General features: G+C 43.6%; 15 protein-coding genes and 2 tRNA genes. 5 read left to right on the top strand and 12 right to left on the bottom strand.

Annotated features, from left to right (window positions below):
- Position 1 precedes the first annotated feature (1 nt).
- Positions 2-1,243, top strand: a complete 1,242-nt coding sequence (locus B649_RS02075; RefSeq protein WP_015652841.1) for an OprD family outer membrane porin — start codon at positions 2-4, stop codon at positions 1,241-1,243.
- Here the strand turns inward: B649_RS02075 and B649_RS02070 are convergent.
- The 11 genes from B649_RS02070 to B649_RS02015 form a co-directional block, all read right to left on the bottom strand.
- Positions 1,240-2,445, bottom strand: coding sequence for a HAMP domain-containing sensor histidine kinase (locus tag B649_RS02070; protein ID WP_015652840.1), 1,206 nt, complete (start codon positions 2,443-2,445; stop codon positions 1,240-1,242). The two genes, B649_RS02075 and B649_RS02070, sit on opposite strands and share 4 nt — an antisense overlap.
- Positions 2,435-3,082: a response regulator transcription factor gene (locus B649_RS02065; protein WP_015652839.1), complete on the bottom strand. Its 648-nt coding sequence runs from the start codon at positions 3,080-3,082 to the stop codon at positions 2,435-2,437. The genes B649_RS02070 and B649_RS02065 overlap by 11 nt, the downstream gene beginning before the upstream one ends.
- A complete protein-coding gene (locus tag B649_RS02060; protein ID WP_291750920.1) occupies positions 3,083-3,349 on the bottom strand; it encodes a DUF3240 family protein in 267 nt (88 codons plus the stop codon).
- 17 nt (positions 3,350-3,366) lie between these two features.
- A complete protein-coding gene (locus tag B649_RS02055) occupies positions 3,367-6,426 on the bottom strand; it encodes an efflux RND transporter permease subunit (protein ID WP_015652837.1) in 3,060 nt (1,019 codons plus the stop codon).
- On the bottom strand, positions 6,426-7,472 hold the full coding sequence (locus tag B649_RS02050) for an efflux RND transporter periplasmic adaptor subunit (RefSeq protein ID WP_015652836.1): 1,047 nt from the start codon (positions 7,470-7,472) through the stop codon (positions 6,426-6,428). Before B649_RS02050 ends, B649_RS02055 begins: the two co-directional genes overlap by 1 nt.
- A complete protein-coding gene (locus B649_RS02045; RefSeq protein WP_291750919.1) occupies positions 7,472-8,656 on the bottom strand; it encodes a TolC family protein in 1,185 nt (394 codons plus the stop codon). Before B649_RS02045 ends, B649_RS02050 begins: the two co-directional genes overlap by 1 nt.
- Before the next feature lie 145 nt (positions 8,657-8,801).
- Positions 8,802-9,152: a DUF3147 family protein gene (locus B649_RS02040; RefSeq protein ID WP_015652834.1), complete on the bottom strand. Its 351-nt coding sequence runs from the start codon at positions 9,150-9,152 to the stop codon at positions 8,802-8,804.
- A gap of 41 nt (positions 9,153-9,193) precedes the next feature.
- A complete protein-coding gene (locus B649_RS02035; protein ID WP_015652833.1) occupies positions 9,194-10,081 on the bottom strand; it encodes a cation diffusion facilitator family transporter in 888 nt (295 codons plus the stop codon).
- Between the two features lie 68 nt (positions 10,082-10,149).
- A complete protein-coding gene (locus tag B649_RS02030) occupies positions 10,150-10,554 on the bottom strand; it encodes a DUF350 domain-containing protein (RefSeq protein WP_015652832.1) in 405 nt (134 codons plus the stop codon).
- A gap of 39 nt (positions 10,555-10,593) precedes the next feature.
- Entirely contained in the window at positions 10,594-11,190 is a 597-nt protein-coding gene (locus tag B649_RS12035; protein ID WP_015652831.1) for a pentapeptide repeat-containing protein, read from the bottom strand.
- Positions 11,187-11,579 carry a thioredoxin family protein gene (locus B649_RS02015; RefSeq protein WP_015652830.1) on the bottom strand — a complete coding sequence of 131 codons (393 nt, stop codon included), beginning with the start codon at positions 11,577-11,579 and terminating at the stop codon, positions 11,187-11,189. Before B649_RS02015 ends, B649_RS12035 begins: the two co-directional genes overlap by 4 nt.
- Before the next feature lie 190 nt (positions 11,580-11,769).
- Between B649_RS02015 and B649_RS02010 the strand changes: the two genes are divergently transcribed.
- Positions 11,770-11,845, top strand: a tRNA-Lys gene (locus B649_RS02010).
- A gap of 21 nt (positions 11,846-11,866) precedes the next feature.
- Positions 11,867-11,941, top strand: a tRNA-Glu gene (locus B649_RS02005).
- Between the two features lie 93 nt (positions 11,942-12,034).
- On the opposite strand, the gene B649_RS02000 is transcribed toward B649_RS02005, so the two are convergent.
- On the bottom strand, positions 12,035-13,996 hold the full coding sequence (locus B649_RS02000) for a PAS domain S-box protein (protein ID WP_015652829.1): 1,962 nt from the start codon (positions 13,994-13,996) through the stop codon (positions 12,035-12,037).
- Positions 13,997-14,270: 274 nt separating this feature from the next.
- On the opposite strand from B649_RS02000, the gene B649_RS01995 reads away from it, so the two are divergent.
- Both B649_RS01995 and B649_RS12030 read left to right on the top strand, forming a co-directional pair.
- Positions 14,271-15,146, top strand: coding sequence for a sensor domain-containing diguanylate cyclase (locus B649_RS01995; protein ID WP_015652828.1), 876 nt, complete (start codon positions 14,271-14,273; stop codon positions 15,144-15,146).
- Between the two features lie 2 nt (positions 15,147-15,148).
- Positions 15,149-15,829, top strand: a complete 681-nt coding sequence (locus B649_RS12030; RefSeq protein WP_015652827.1) for a response regulator — start codon at positions 15,149-15,151, stop codon at positions 15,827-15,829.
- Positions 15,830-15,883 lie beyond the last annotated feature (54 nt).

Below are 15,883 nucleotides of genomic sequence, written 5' to 3'. Positions count from 1 at the left end.
GATGCTCAAACGCTCACTCCTCCTATCCCTCCTCCTTAGTCTCTCATCCTCCGCGCAAGAGCTGGAGGATATCTTTAAAGAAGGGAAGGTGAGCGGCCAGCTTAGAGCCTTTTGGTACGACGGAGACCGCGAACTTCGGATCGATCGAACCGCCCTCACCCTCGGAGGGATTTTAAGCTATAAAACAGCACCCTATGAGGGATTCAGCGGAGGGGTGTCGTTCTTTTCGAGCAACGGAGTTACCTCACTAACCGAAATGCCCGAATCGGGACAAACCCATAACCTCAACCCTGATGGCAGTTCCATCAATACCCTCGGCGAAGCATACCTCCAATACAGCGCTCATGATACCCTCATCCGTTACGGACGACAGCGCCTTGATCTGCCGCTTGCAAACGATTACTACAACCGAATGCTCCCAAACAGTTTTGAAGCACTCAGTATCGAGAGCCGATCTCTGAGCCATACCACTCTAAAAGCCGCTTACATCACCGGATGGAAATACAAAGCCTCCGACACCTTCGTCTCACCCACCTACTCACTCGGGATCGACCGTGACATCGCCGTTCTCGGAGCGATCTATTCTCCTGCATCACCATGGAAAATCGAACTCTACGATACCTATGTACGCGATGTGATGAACGCCCCCTATGTTCAAATCATCAATAATGAGATGTGGAAATCCTCCGAGGGGACAACCCTCTCCGGTGCACTGCAATATCTAAATGAGCACAGCGTAGGAGCCAATGCCGCAGGAGAGGTCAATACCTACCTTCTGGGGCTAAGAGGGACGCTAACACAGGGGAAATGGAGTCTGAGCGCCCTCTACACCCTCATCGGCGATCAGAGCCTTCTGGGGAGCGGGGGACGGTATGAGAAGATGGGATGGGGAGCCTTTATCACCTACACCGATTTGCAGATCGACGGCGAGAGTGAAAACGCAGGGGCGGAAGCGTATGGCAGTGTACTCACCTATCGACCCGATTCGACGTTCGAGATTTCCGCCAAGTATATGAGGATCGATCAAAGCGATGCGATCCAATCCAACCCCGCATCCCTCACCCAAAATCCCCGTCCCGATTCGGACGAGGTCAACATCGATGCAACCTATCAGCCGCGCAAAGAGTTTCGCCTACGGACTCGCTTTGCTCTAATCGATTACGACAGCAGCAGTACATCACTGTATCAAAGCAAAGCGTACGATGAGACAAACGTTCGGATCATCGCCGATTATCTGTTTTAAAAGACTAAAGTGATCTGAAAAGACTGCTCATTGCTTTTAATCGTGTAATCAAATCCTACTTCACGGCTTAGCCGTTTTAACATTTTCTCTCCAATCTTTGAACTGAACAAATATTTTTCCGCTCCAATGGTATTGCTAATCACTATATTTCGGCTTATCGGATCGCACCCAATTTCAACAGAGCTGTTCTCTTGCGCGTAAGTAATAGCATTTTCGAGCAGAGCGCCCAAAACTTTAATCAAGAGTTTCTCAGGAGCTTTAACTGAAAAAGAATTCTGCGGCAATTGAAGCGTTAATTGTTTGCGTTGAATCAATATTTCCATTTTAGTTTTAAGCGCCTTAAATGTTGTGATAATATCGATTGTGCTTGCCTCTTCAAAATCTGAACTCTCTAAAAAAAGTACATTTTTAAGTTCACTGGTCAGTCTCTCGATGTCATGACCTAAATCATCCGTAAATTTATCTTTACTATAGTCATTATTGCTTTGATAAACATCGAGTCTGGAGCGCATCAGTGCCAAAGGAGTTTTGAGCTCATGCGCCGCTTCTTTGAATAATTCAGCCTCTTTAGTACGATAGTTTTCCAAACGCCCTATCAATGCACTAAAGGCATAGGAGACCTCTTCAATTTCTTTTCCAGGATTATTGAGCGAAAAATCGAACGGTTTTTTACTGTTCCACTCATGTGTTTTTTGCGCTAAAATGGCCAAAGGTTTCATATAATAATCAAGTAAAATAATACTGATCAGTAAAATCACCAATAATGAAAGCACATAGCGTATAAGAAGTTTTTGCCCATATTTATCAAGTGCAAACTTGATTTTTTGTGTATCGCTAATAGCATTAAGATAAATACCATTGAGTTGTTGCACTGAGGAAACGACCTCATTTTCTCGTGCGACATAGGGATCACTTGAAACGAGAAAACGTAGCTTTGATGCCTCTGAATCGTTCAAAATCATCTGATTATGGGGAATAGCATATAAAAAAGTAAGACAACTGTTTGGGGTGAGCGGTTGCGGTATATAATCACTCTTACTCTCATTTAACAAATGCTTGAGCACCTTTTGCAGGTCATTGGTTTTTTCACTGCGCATCGTTTGGAGTGCTACCATCCAGTTGAGACTAAAGGCAATTGCCATGAGTATTGAAAAAATAAAAGCAATTTTAATCTTAAGAGGTACTCGACTTCTATATTTCAACAGCATATCCTCGTGTTTTGATTGTTTTGATCATTGAAGGATGAAGCTTTTTACGGAGTCGTGCAACTAATTCATCGATTGCGTTGGGGGTGATATTTTGGGGATTGTCATAAAGTGCATCCATGATTTCATCCCGTGAAGCGATCGAACCGTGATTCAACAAAAAAAAGAAAAGGGCGTGTTCATTTTTGGAGAGGATGATTTTTGTCTCTTCTTGATAAATTATTTGTTTCGTCGTATCAATGGTAAATCCATGCAGCTGAAGAAACGTAGGTGCAAAGCGTCGCGCAAGAGCAATAAGACGAGCACGTAACTCTTTAATATCAAATGGTTTTTCGAGATAATCGTCCGCACCATACTCAAGCCCCTGTACTTTTTCATCAATACTTCCCAATGCACTCAGGACCAAAATACCCATCAGAAGATTTTTGTTTTTGCCATAGTTGATCAGTTCTTGAACACGATCTTTTCCATGAAACGTTCGATCCACCAAAAATACTTGGTAATGATACGCATCAAGATAGTGTTTGGCCTCTTCAACGTTTGAAACGGTATCGATTATCCACTCATTATTTCCTAATGAGAGCTTTAGCAGTTTAAGCAGTTCAGGTTCATCATCTGCAATTAAAATACGCATTTACAGCTCTTTTACCTCATCTATGAATATTTTAATCGTTTTGTCTTTTAATTCTTTTTTGATAGCTAACGCCAGTACAATCGCTTCAGATTGTTGCAAAAAAAGGCGAAACAATCCAAAATCCCGCCTAGCGCTTACTTGTTCTTCCGTGCTGACCAAAAAGGCTCCGGCACCGTAGCGGTTACAAGGGAAAAAATAAAAATCATCATATCCTTCTTCTAACAATAAATCAACCAATGTATCTTTATTTGCGATTTCAAAATACATATCTAGTCTGTTCAAGCTCATTTTTGTCCTCGTTTATAGATCATTTTAAAAGCCGGCGGTAAAATCAACAGGGTCAAAATGGTCGATGTCACCAATCCCCCCAAAACAACGATTGCCAATGGTTTTTGGATCTCACTTCCCACACCGGAGGCAAATAACAGCGGTAACAGTCCAAGTGCCGCGATAAATGCCGTCATCAATACCGGACGGAGCCGTCGGCGCGCCCCCTCAGCAACCGCATCATCGATCGTCAACCCGTTCCCCAGAAGAGTATTAAAATAACTCACCATCACAACCCCGTTGAGTACCGCAATCCCGAAAAGTGCAATAAATCCGACCGATGCCGGAACAGAGAGATACTCGCCGCTCAAGAAAAGCGAGATAATCCCCCCCGTCACAGCAAAAGGGATATTTAACAAGATAAGTAAGGTAGTGCTCACCGATCGGAAGGTGAAAAAGAGAATCAGGAATATCACTCCGATACTCACCGGAACCACGGCCATCAAACGTGCAGATGAACGTTGCTGATTCTCAAACTCTCCGCCGTAAACGATATGGTATCCCTTCGGGAGTTGAACCCCCTCATTGATTTTTTGTTTCGCCTCTTCGACAAATCCGACCAAATCCCGGTTTTCTACATTGGAGCGCACCACACTCAGACGCTCATTATTTTCTCGAAGGACTTGTACCGGCCCCTCGGTCTCCTCTATCGTAGCCACACTTGCCAATGGAACGCTTCCCCCTTCACTCAAAGGGATCTCTAAAGCGCTAAACTTCTCGTAATTCTGCGCGATATCACTATCCAAACGGATCATAACGGGGGTGCGTGCATTGCCCTGAGGAACGGTATCGACAATAATCCCTTCCAATGAGGCTTTTAAAAATTGCTGCAATTCGCCGCTGCTTACTCCCGTATTTGCTGTCGCCAGCCTATCAGGGGTAATACTGAGATAGTTTATCCCCTCGTTTAGGGTAACAACGACTTCGCTGGAGCCATCAATCTCCTCTAAAATCGTTCCCACCTCTGCGCTGAGCGTATTCAGCGTATCAATATCGGTACCGAAAATTTTGACTGCCAAATCACCGCGTGTTCCCGTCAACATTTCCGAGATACGCATATCAATGGGCTGAGTAAAGCTAAACCCTACCCCCGTAAAAGGTTTAAGAGCAATCATAATATTTTCCATGATCTCCTCTTTGCTTTTTGCCTTCCACTCTTCTTTAGGCTTTAGGATCAAAAACGTATCGGTTTGATTCAGTGTCATAGGATCCAATCCCAGTTCATCCGTCCCCGTTCGCGCAACAATAGTCTTGATCTCCGGAATTGTGTTAAGAAGCTCTTTTTGAATGGCCAAATTAAGCTCTTTGGACGCTTCCAATGAGATAGAAGGCATCGGTTCTACAATTAAAATCAAATCCCCCTCATCCAACGTCGGCATAAACGTTTTACCTACCAACCCAAACAGGGAAAAGCTTAGAACTAAAAAGAGTATCGCTCCGATAAAGAGCGTCTTGGTTCGAGTCAAGGCAAAATTGAGTGTCGGAGCATACAACTGTGCAAAAAAACGATCCAATCGAGTTTCAGAATGTGGAACCGTTTTGAGAAGCAACGATGCGACAACCGGAATGACGGTAAGAGAGAGGATCAATGAACCCAAGAGGGCAAACACGATCGTCATCGCCACGGGTGCAAAAAGTTTCCCCTCAAGCCCCTCCAGTGTCAAGAGCGGTAAAAAAACGACGGCAATAATCAAAAGTCCGCTGAATACCGAAACACTTACCTCTTTGGAAGCACGATAGACGAGGTGAAGTTTTGGGAGCTTTTGATCTGCCTCACCCAGTTTGGCAAAAGTATTTTCAACCACTACCACCGCTGAGTCGACGAGCATCCCGACCGCTATCGCCAAACCGCCCAAGCTCATCAGATTGGCTGTAATTCCAAAATAACGCATCATGATAAAGGCTATGGAGAGTGACAACGGCAAGATAACGGCTACCGCTATCGCCGCTCGAACATCCCCCAAAAAAAGCAGCAATAGCAATATGACCAGAATGACCGCTTCAAGCAATGCCGTAGAAACCGTATCCACCGCTTTTTGAGTCAATTCGCTCCGATCATAAAAAGGGACGATACTCACCCCTTTTGGAAGGGTCGGTTCCAATGCGGCAAGTCGTTGTTTAATGTCGATGATCGTCTCTTTGGCATTGGCTCCGCGCAGTGCCATCACGAGCCCCTCAGTCGCTTCTCCCAAACCATCTTTGGTGACAAAACCCAGCCGCGTACGCGACTCATCGTTCAGAGTACAAAAGTCGCCGAGACGTATCGGGCCGTTGTGCGAATGGATCGTGATATTAGCGATTTCATCGCTGTTTTGAACACCGCTTTGGACTTTGACCAAATACGCCTCATCCCCTTTGTCTAGTCTTCCCGCACCGTCATTTTTGAGGTTTTCTGCCAGTGCCGCTTCTAAATCAGCCAAGGTAATTCCCATACGCCCCATAGCACTCACATCGGGGATAACCGCGATGGTCCGTACTTCTCCGCCCAACGCATTGATATCCGCAACCCCAACCGCTCCCCGCAGTGCCGGACGGATGACGAAATCGAGCAGTTCGCGTTTGGCCTGCTGACTCAAATTTCCTTCAACCGTAAACATAAATACTTCACCCAGCGGTGTTGTAATCGGAGCCATCCCTCCGCTTACCCCTTTGGGCAGTGATTCCATCGCCGAAGCAAGCTTTTCGTTAACCTGAGAACGGGCACGATAGATATCCGTACCATCGCTAAAATCAATGGTTATGTCGGCAATAGCGTATTTGGAGGTACTTTTGAGGAGGACTTGATTTTCTATCCCCATCAGTTCCGCTTCCAACGGACGAACGACTCTGGATTCTACCTCTTCGGGGGTCATCCCCGGAGCTTTAAGGATAATTTTTACCTGCGTAGGTGAAATATCGGGAAAAGCATCGATAGGGATTTTAATAAAGGAATAAATCCCGTAAACTATGATCGCCAAAGCGGCCAAAAGGACAATAATACGCTGTTTAAGCGAAAATTCGATGATGGAATTCAACATCATTCAAACCCTAATCCGCTCATAGCCCCTTTGAGGACAATGAGCCCGCTCATCGCTACTTGCGTGTTTTGATCAATTCCGCTTTGACGGACAAGTACCCCCTCTTTGCTCAGACCGACAATAGCAAGCTCTTGTGCTTGAAAACCCTTTGGCGTACGAATAAAACAAATACTTTTTCCTTGATGTTTTACAACAGCGTTTGAGGGGATGAGGATAGAGGTTAGCGGTTTAGATACCGACACAAATAATCCGGTGGTTGTTCCGGCTCGTAACTCGCCGGAGCGATCATGTAAACGGGCAATCGCAGTGGCAGAGTTCGTCGAACCATTTACGGATGGAGAGACAGAAATAATCGTACCCAGCGAAGTTCCTGTTTTATTGAACACTTTATCCCCTTTAGAGATCGAAGTAATTTGTTTGGGAGACAGGTTCAGCAGTGCAACCATCGCATCGGTATCCGAAATCCTAAAATAAGGGTGATACGGGGTGATTTTTTCAGCTACAGCCGATGGTGCCGTGGTTATAATCCCATTTTTTTGTGCGATAACCGCTAAAGAACCATCCCTATTTGGACGAACTCCGGCAAGGCTGAACTGAGCCTCAAGCGTCGAGATACGTGAGCGTAATGAGGCCGCTTCGAGAGCGCTGATTTGATAATCACGATAGGATATAACCCCGTCTTTGTAGAGGGCTTCATCTTTTTTGACATTGTTTAGGATGCTTTGATAGCGATTGCGAACCTCTTTGAGTTCAAATCCATCCGCTAACAGTTCAGGGGAAGCGATACGGCCAAGAATTTCTCCTTGGCGTACCCGATCACCGGCGTGTACGTTCAATGCCGCTACTGACGCTTCATGATCCAGAAAATAGCTTTTGGATTTCTCTTCATCGTAGTCAATTTTTGCGATGAGAGGACCTACCGTTGCACTGCGGGTAACACTTACTTTCCCCGCTGTGATCCCCATTTTTTTCATTTGTGCTTCACTGATCGTGATCTGTGCCATCGCCGCCGTTGCCGCCATGAGCAGTAGTAAACTTCGTTTCATTACCAAATTCTCCCTATTTTTTCTTCAATTTCAGCCATCTCTTGAATGTAGCTTTGTTTCAGTTCGAGGGTGCGCAATCGTGCATCATAGTAGACGTTTTTGGATGCAAGGTATTCAAACTGCCCCATAACGCCCCCCTCATACCCTTTTTGTGCCATGGCAAAAAGAGTTTCATACTGTTTTTCATTTTCACCTAATACTTTGATTCTCTCTTCACGCTCGACTAAGTGCTCTACCAACCCACTGACACTGAGTTGAAGCTTTTGCTTGGTAACTTCCCGCATATGCACCAAAGCGCTGCGTTCACTCATCAGTGCCGCGATTTTATTCTCATTTTTGCTGCTCAGTGCCAAGGGGATCGAAAGACGAAAATCGACACTGTTTTGGGTCGGTTCTTGCGTCATTCCGACCCCGATAGATACCGATTCCACCGTTGAATGTCTTAGCGTTGCGATGGAGGCATCCAAGGCTTCAATCCGCGTATCCAGTGATTTCAACAGCGGAGTCTCTTTGAGATGATCGTCTAACGCGCCAGATTGTATAAATGCGAACTCCATATCGTCGATGATTACTTCATCCTTCACCATTGCCGCTTCTCTCAGACGATGTTGCGCATGTTCGGCTTCCATGAGAGCCGCCGCGACTTCTTGAAGTGTCGTACGGTATTCGCTTTCCAGACGCAACAGTTCCATCTGCGACAATCGTCCGGCTTTGAATTTTTTCTCTCCGGCTTGGTAGGCTTTAAGGGAGAAATCCCGTTTTTGGATAAAAATCGAACCGCGTTCTTGTTCCAATCTGTACAAAAGCCAATCACGCTTTAACCCGATTTGAATCTGCCCCTTTTGGGCAGCCATCTCAGAGTGCATCCCTTTTTTTAACAGTTCGAATTCATGTTCCTGCGCTGAACGAAAGGATGGATTTTTTAGCGAATAATCCACCATAACCCCATATTCCGTACCGCTGTTGCTAGGATCATCTCCCTTGATTCTTCGCGCCGATGTTGCAATGCTCATAGGATCAGAAGCCATGAGGGAAGCTTTTTCAAAACGGATGGCATTGATGCGACCGTCAACTTGGATCATTTCCCCTGAAACGGAATAAGCACGTTCGGAAAGTTCATTAAAACTTATTGCGTATCCCAAAAACGGTATTAAAATAGCGCTGTAGGCCCATGTTAATCTCATTGGATCGGCTCCATTCATTTGTTAGCCTCATAATAAAAATAGTTATGATGACATTCTATGGATTTAACGTGAGAAAATCATGAGAAAAGATTCATGTCAAGCAAGCAAATGGTGTCGTAAAAAAATTTACATCACTGAAATATACTCACCACAGCTCTATTCCAAACTGCCGAACGAGAAGTGAAAAGAGGATAAAACATACTATGGTAATGGCAACCGAAGCGCTCATGGCCCACCAAAAACCGACTCTTTCCAGTAAAATCGGAAACGCTAAAAACATCGGCAAGGTCGGAACAACATACCAAAACGTGTACCATGCATGGTTGGCAATTTTTTCCGTAGGCTGCTGTTCAACGTAAAGCCAAATCAACGCCAGAAAAGTAACCAGCGGTAAAGCCGCGATCAATCCCCCTAGCCTATCGCTCCGTTTTGCCATTTCAGAGACAAGAACCACCACTCCGGCAGTCAGTAGATATTTTACAATTAGCCACGTCATTGTGATACCCCTTAACTATTTAACGACCCATCGGTTGCTGATCAAAACTCAAATACATCGATGTAGATATCAAGCCTATGCTGCGGAAGCATTTTTTGAATTTTATGTTTCAGCTCTTTGATATCCTGCTCGATTTCATACCCAAGTTTATCATCTTTAACGTTCATCGAGATCACCAATAAAACTTCCTCAGAGCCAATAAACATACTCCGTACCGAATTGATATGAACAAGAACGTTCGATTCTTCTTTGAGCAGGTTTTTGATTTGTTTAATCGTCTCTCGATCCAAACTTTCACCGACGAGTAATTTTTTCAGTTCAACGAACAGCAGTGTCGAAAGCGATAGCAATAAAATTCCGATCATCAGTGCCGCGATCCCATCGAAGATAGGGTCCACATATAAAGAGAGGAGAAGCCCTATGGCTAAAATAAAAAGCCCCAACAGTGCACCGGAATCTTCGATAAGAACCACCAAAATATGAGAAGAGGAGCTTTTTTCGATCGTTTTAAAGATATCTTTGAGTTTCGTACCGCTCTCTTTGAGTGCAACTTTTAACGCTCCCCCCTCGAGTATCACGGCGAGGATGATAATGCCTACGATGAGCCACGGATGTTGAATCTCTTGGGGATCCATGATTTTGTGAATCCCCTCATACACTGAAAACAATCCGCCAAGGGAAAAAAGGACAACGGCCACAACAAACGACCAAAAAAAGTTGGCTTTTCCCTGCCCGAACGAATGGGCTTCCGTTTTTCCCCGTGCCGCCTGTTTTTGACCGACCAGAACGAGAGCTTGGTTACCGCAATCGGCAGTGCTGTGTATCGCTTCCGCCATCATCGAGGCTGAGCCGGTAAAAAACGCGGCGAGACCTTTGGCTACAGCAATAATTCCATTAGCCGCCAAAGCCGTTTTGACACTTTTTGACATCAATAAGAACCTTGGGATGGTATGCGCTTAGGAGTAACGAGGGGGGGAGAGGGTATCCTGTCCATGGCTTAGTAGCTCATGGAACCGGCATTGATCAAACCGATAGAGATCGACATAAACGCCATAAAAGTACCGACGGAGAGATCCCCGTTGTGAATATGCTTTTCAACGGAAAACTTGCCGCTAAGGCGTGTAAGTATAAAAGCAAAGACAAGCTGAATTGCCATGGCAACACCGGCCCACATCACGAAATCGATGTACGAAACACTATGCACCAACGCGCTGTAAAGGGGGATTGAGAGACCTAAAACAGCTCCGCCGAATCCAAGCGCCGCTGCGGTGTTGTTTTCACCGAAGATCATTTGATAATCATCATACGGCGTAACTTTCGCGTAAAGAAAAAGGAAAATGCCGAAAACCGCTATTGCGGTAAAGAAGAAAAGAGCGAAGGAGAGAAAATATTCTAGAAACATGCTAATCCTTTATTTTAAGGCAATGATAGCTTAAAAACATTAACGGCACGTTACGTTTGCGTCGACCATCGCCTCTTCTTTTTTGGCGTGAGTGCATTGCGTTTTGCTCATCACCGTGTCGCTGAAATAGGTTTGCCAAAGGAGCGTCTTTTTCATTTTGGCTGTTCTCAGATCGTTGCGTATAAACTTCGATGCCCCCAGTTCAGAACCCCGAAAATCGGTTTTAGCAAGAATCGCATCGGTAAAATCGGCTTTCCACACTTTCGCATCCCGTATATCGGCACGGCTCAAATCGCTTCCGTTAAAATGGGCCCCCTTGAAATTAGCCCCTTTGGCGTGAATTCCGCGTAAATCACTGCGCTCCATTGTGGCTTTCCAAAAGAGTGCCCCTTCCGTATTCGCACCGCGCAGACTGCACCCGTTCAGGTCAGCCATCTCGAACATACTGCCGCTCAAATCGGCTTTGCTCAGATCACTCCCGTGAAAATCACCGCCGCTAAAATCCATTTTACTCAAATTCGCTCCCCGAAGGTCGCATCCGATACACTCTTTTTCTTCGATTGTTTTTTTCAGATGCGCAGCATCATAAGCATTTAAAGCAACGGCTAAAACACTCACTAACAAGAGTACTCTCATTTGATCCCTCGGATACGCTTCAGCTCACTCAAAAACTCACGTGCCCGCTTGCTCCCGATAATCGTCTCTTTTTTATTCCCCGATTTATCGATAAAAAACATCGTCGGAATCCCGAAAAAATCGTACCCCTCAGGGAGTTTGTTTTTATGAACATTTTTCTCGATTACGACAAAATGACGGTCCATATATCCCTCAACCGCTTTATCATGAAATACTTTTTGCTTCATGTAGGCACATTCGGGGCAATCATCCGTGGTGTAAATCATCAACACGAGTTTATTCTCTTTCCCCATCCCTGCAACCGCACTCTTAAACTGTTCATCATTTTGAATGGAAAGCGCAGAAAGGTTCAAAACCATCATCCCCACCATCAGTAAATATTTTATCATTTGGCCGCCTCAATAGTTAAACTTATCACAATAATATCATTTTTTATAATCGTTTTAGACTCTCACAGTGTACGTATCTCTATTTTAACGACAAATTGTTCCATATATCCCCAAAACTATTGACAAAAAAGGTTACAACCGCTATAATTCCCGTCCATAAATTGTGCTGGAACAGTTTATTGTTATTTACGTCCCGTTAGCTCAGCTGGTAGAGCATTTCACTTTTAATGAAGGGGTCGATGGTTCGAATCCATCACGGGACACCACTTTTTCAACCACATTTATGTGGCCCCATCATCTAATGGTTAGGATTCCAGATTTTCATTCTGGCCATACGAGTTCGAATCTCGTTGGGGTCACCATTTTTAAATTCCCAAACTACCTGCTTTCAAATCACCCATTCAACAACCAAGTGTAACACAGTTATTTTTTATTTTGCGCAATGCAATGAATACTCATCCTACAAAAGAGTGTATATTTTCTACAACTTTATTGCGACCGCGTTCTTTGGCTTGGTAAAGCGCCTGATCGGCCCTTTTAATCATTTCATCGACCGATTCACCATCTTGATACTGTGTGAGCCCTATACTTACCGTTACTTTTTTATGAATGGAAAAATTGTTCTCTGCAATTCGCTCACGCAACCGTTCCGCTAAGACTTTAATTTCAGTGAGTGTCGTACTGGGGCACAGTATGATAAACTCCTCACCACCCCAACGGAAGGGATAATCACTCACGCGTAAAACATCGCGGATGATAAAGGCGATTTCTTTCAAAATCATATCGCCGATATCATGACCGTATTTATCGTTAATCTTCTTGAAAAAATCAATATCCATATAAATAATCGAAAGCGGTATATCTTGACGCTTTCCGAAAGTAATTTCACGCTGGATAATATCATCAAATCGGAGACGGTTGTATAAACCGGTCAAAGCATCGGTCTGCGCGACATACTCAAGCTTCTTCTCCATCATTTTGCGTTCCGTCATATCAATCGCCGTTCCAAGCCCTGTCCACTCTCCCCGAAACTTGACCGTCGAAATGGCTATATAAAACCATCGAATTTCCCCGGTTCTCGTCACAATTTTCAAATCTTGATAAATGATTTGATCTTGCAACTCCCCTTTTAATCTGCCTGTCACCCGCTCTTGTATAAACGCTTGTTCTTGAGGTGCGACAAGTTCCATCGGTGTTATTTTTCTTAGCTCATCCAATGTGTATCCGGTCATTGTTGCAAATGCGTCATTGACATAGAGAAAGGTTTCCCGATAGAGAAAAATACCGGCCAATGCACTTTCCGTCAGTGTTTTAAAAAGAAGCTCACTCTCCTCCAGTGCCTCTTTTAGTTTTATCTCCTCAGTAATATCTTTTCCCGTCGAAATAAAGTGGGTGATAGCCTCTCCGGCAAGTCGGATCGGGGTGATCGTTTTTTCTTCCCAGTAAAGAGACCCATCCTTTTTACGGTTTTGAAGACTCCCCTTATACGTGTGTCCCGACAAAATCGTTTTCCATATCTTCTTGTAAACCTCAGCAGAAAGATGACCTGATTTAAAAACTGAAGGTTTACCGCCTACAAGTTTTTCTTTTTCCCATCCGGTTTGCTTGGTATAGGCGTCGTTAACGTATTCGATGATTCCCTCACAATCGGTAATCATAATCAAATCATCACTTTGTTCGATAATACGGTGCAGCTTCAACATCTCCTGCTGAGCTCTGATTCGATCGGTAATATCGATAATATTGACGACCAGATGCTCTTTACCAAGATAGATCATTTTCTGGATACGCGCTTCCACATCATATTCGCTCCCGTCTTTACGGCGATGTTTGGTCTCCATGGTCAACAATGGTATGGTTTCATCAAGAAGCGGTTGAAGAAGTTGCTTAAATTCTCCATTACCGTACTCTGGTTTAATATCGGGAGGACTCATCCGTGATAGCTCTTCCATTGTATAGCCGATATTATGCAAGGCACTCCCGTTGGCATAGCAGAACGTTAATGTTTTGGGATTAATAATATAGATTTCATTCAGACTTTTATCGATCAAATTTCCCAAAGATTCGAGAGAATGGGAAAGCTGGATTTCTTGCGTAACATCCTTATAAACAGCCATTACATAACCATTCTCCAAACGTGACACATCGTTAACACGCCATCCTTCACGTATATCATCACAATAATAGCCCGCTTTAAAATGTTCGGGATTGCCGGTCGTATAGACCCGTTCGAGTACCTCAAGCAAACCAAACTCTTTAACCCCCGGAAAAACCTTTTCCACACTTTTGCCGATAAGATCTTCGCGTTTAACGTTGTCTGTTTTTTCTGCTTGAAGATTAAAATTGACAAAAATAAAATCACCGTTTTCATACCGGTAAATTGCAATATTGATCGGTAAAGAATCGATTGGTATCAAAAGAGAACTCCCAAACTAGGTGAAATTATTGCCTAGGCAAAAAGAAAAATTGTATTTTAGTAATAAATTATTATAGCTTTTTTTCAAAAATATCTATACTTTTCTTCTCTAAGATTTTTTTTTGATTTTTTTTTGATACTATATGGTTATCCAAAATGAATATTTATAATGAAAAATGATATAAAATGGTTTTTTCTCCTTCGTTCCAAGAAAGAGATAACGTCATTAATATCTCATAATCAATGGTTACAATAAGCTTCACAAGGAGGCAGTTTTGTTCAGTTATTCCGCACATATCGAAGAACTAAAATCGGAAATATTAGATCGTAATTTGATCATGATCATAACCGATCCTGCCGGTATCATCACCGATGTCAGCAAAGGATTCGAAATTATCTCTGGATATGCCAAAGATGAATTAGTCGGTTTAACGCACGAAATTTTCAGCCATCCCGATACACCAAGAGAGATATTTACCCATTTATGGGAGACCATCGCACAAGGTCGTCCTTGGTGCGGCGAGATCAAAAATAAGAACAAACACGGGTTAGGATATTGGAGTAAAATATGTATCGAACCGCTTCTCAATGATAAAGATATCCTAGGCTACGTTGGAATTTATACCAATATTACAGAGCAAAAAGAGTTAAGCCGCAAGGTAGAAATCGACCCTCTTACCGGTATTTACAACCGAGCGAAACTGCATCATCTTCTTATGAATAAAGTAGAACAAGCTTATTTTGAAAATACCACCTTCACCGTTCTCTTCATCGACTTAGACCATTTTAAATCGATTAACGATCAATACGGCCATCTAGAAGGTGATCGGGTCTTAATCGAGTTTAGTACCCTTATTCGTGAATCTCTTCGATCCAGTGACCTCTTTTGCCGATGGGGCGGAGAAGAATTTATTATTGTTCTGGATAAGAGCGATGAAAATACGGCCTATCTTATCGCTGAAAAGCTCCGAAACCTCACTCAAGAGAATAATTTCGGACTCAATCGCCCCATCACCCTTAGCATCGGTCTTTGCCAGTATACTCCGACAAAAAGCATTGACGATACCATAAAGGGAGCGGATCAGGCTATGTACAGAGCTAAACATCAAGGAAGAAATCAAACGGTTTTGGCGTTCAATGAAGGTAAATAGCGATGTTTAAAACGAGAAATCTGACCCTTCTTTATATTGAAAGTGACCCCCATATTCGAGAACAACATGCGCACTTCATCCGAGGGAACGGATTAAAAGTCTTGGAAACCGATAATACCAAAAAAGCGTGTGAGCTATTTCGGACACAAAAAGTTGACATGATTGTCATCGATCTTCAATTAGGCAATGAAAACGGACTCGATTTTATCCGATGTCTTCGTCAAAAAGATGTCTTGACCCCGGTCATCATTACCACAACACACACGAATCAAGATATTCTCATGGATGCCATTAATCTCAATACCACCCGCTATTTGCAAAAACCGCTCAAAAACCATGATCTTCTCGATGCGCTGCAGCTAAGTGTTAAAAAAATTCTCAACTGCCATGCATCTACGTATACCCTTTTACATGACGGATTTAGCTACGATCCTATCAACAAAAGCATTACTCGTCCGAATAAATCATCGGCGCAATTGTCCAAAAAAGAGTATCTGCTCATCGAACTTCTTTTAAATAAAAAGCAGCTCATTATTCCCTATGATGTCATCGAATCGTTGGTTTGGCAGGATGGTTTGATGAGTATGGATGCCCTTCGAACCTTGGTTCGCGGTATTCGTAAAAAAAGCTACCCGAATATTATTTCCAATGTAAATGGAATCGGCTATAAAATCGATCTCTAATCAGTTAACATTAATACGTTACAATTTTCGCTATTTTTATCTAAGAGGTGATCG

The organism is Candidatus Sulfuricurvum sp. RIFRC-1 (genome assembly GCF_000310245.1).
Taxonomy (GTDB): domain Bacteria; phylum Campylobacterota; class Campylobacteria; order Campylobacterales; family Sulfurimonadaceae; genus Sulfuricurvum.
Note: the sequence above shows the minus strand (reverse complement) of the source record. Positions and strands in the feature narration are given on the sequence as shown.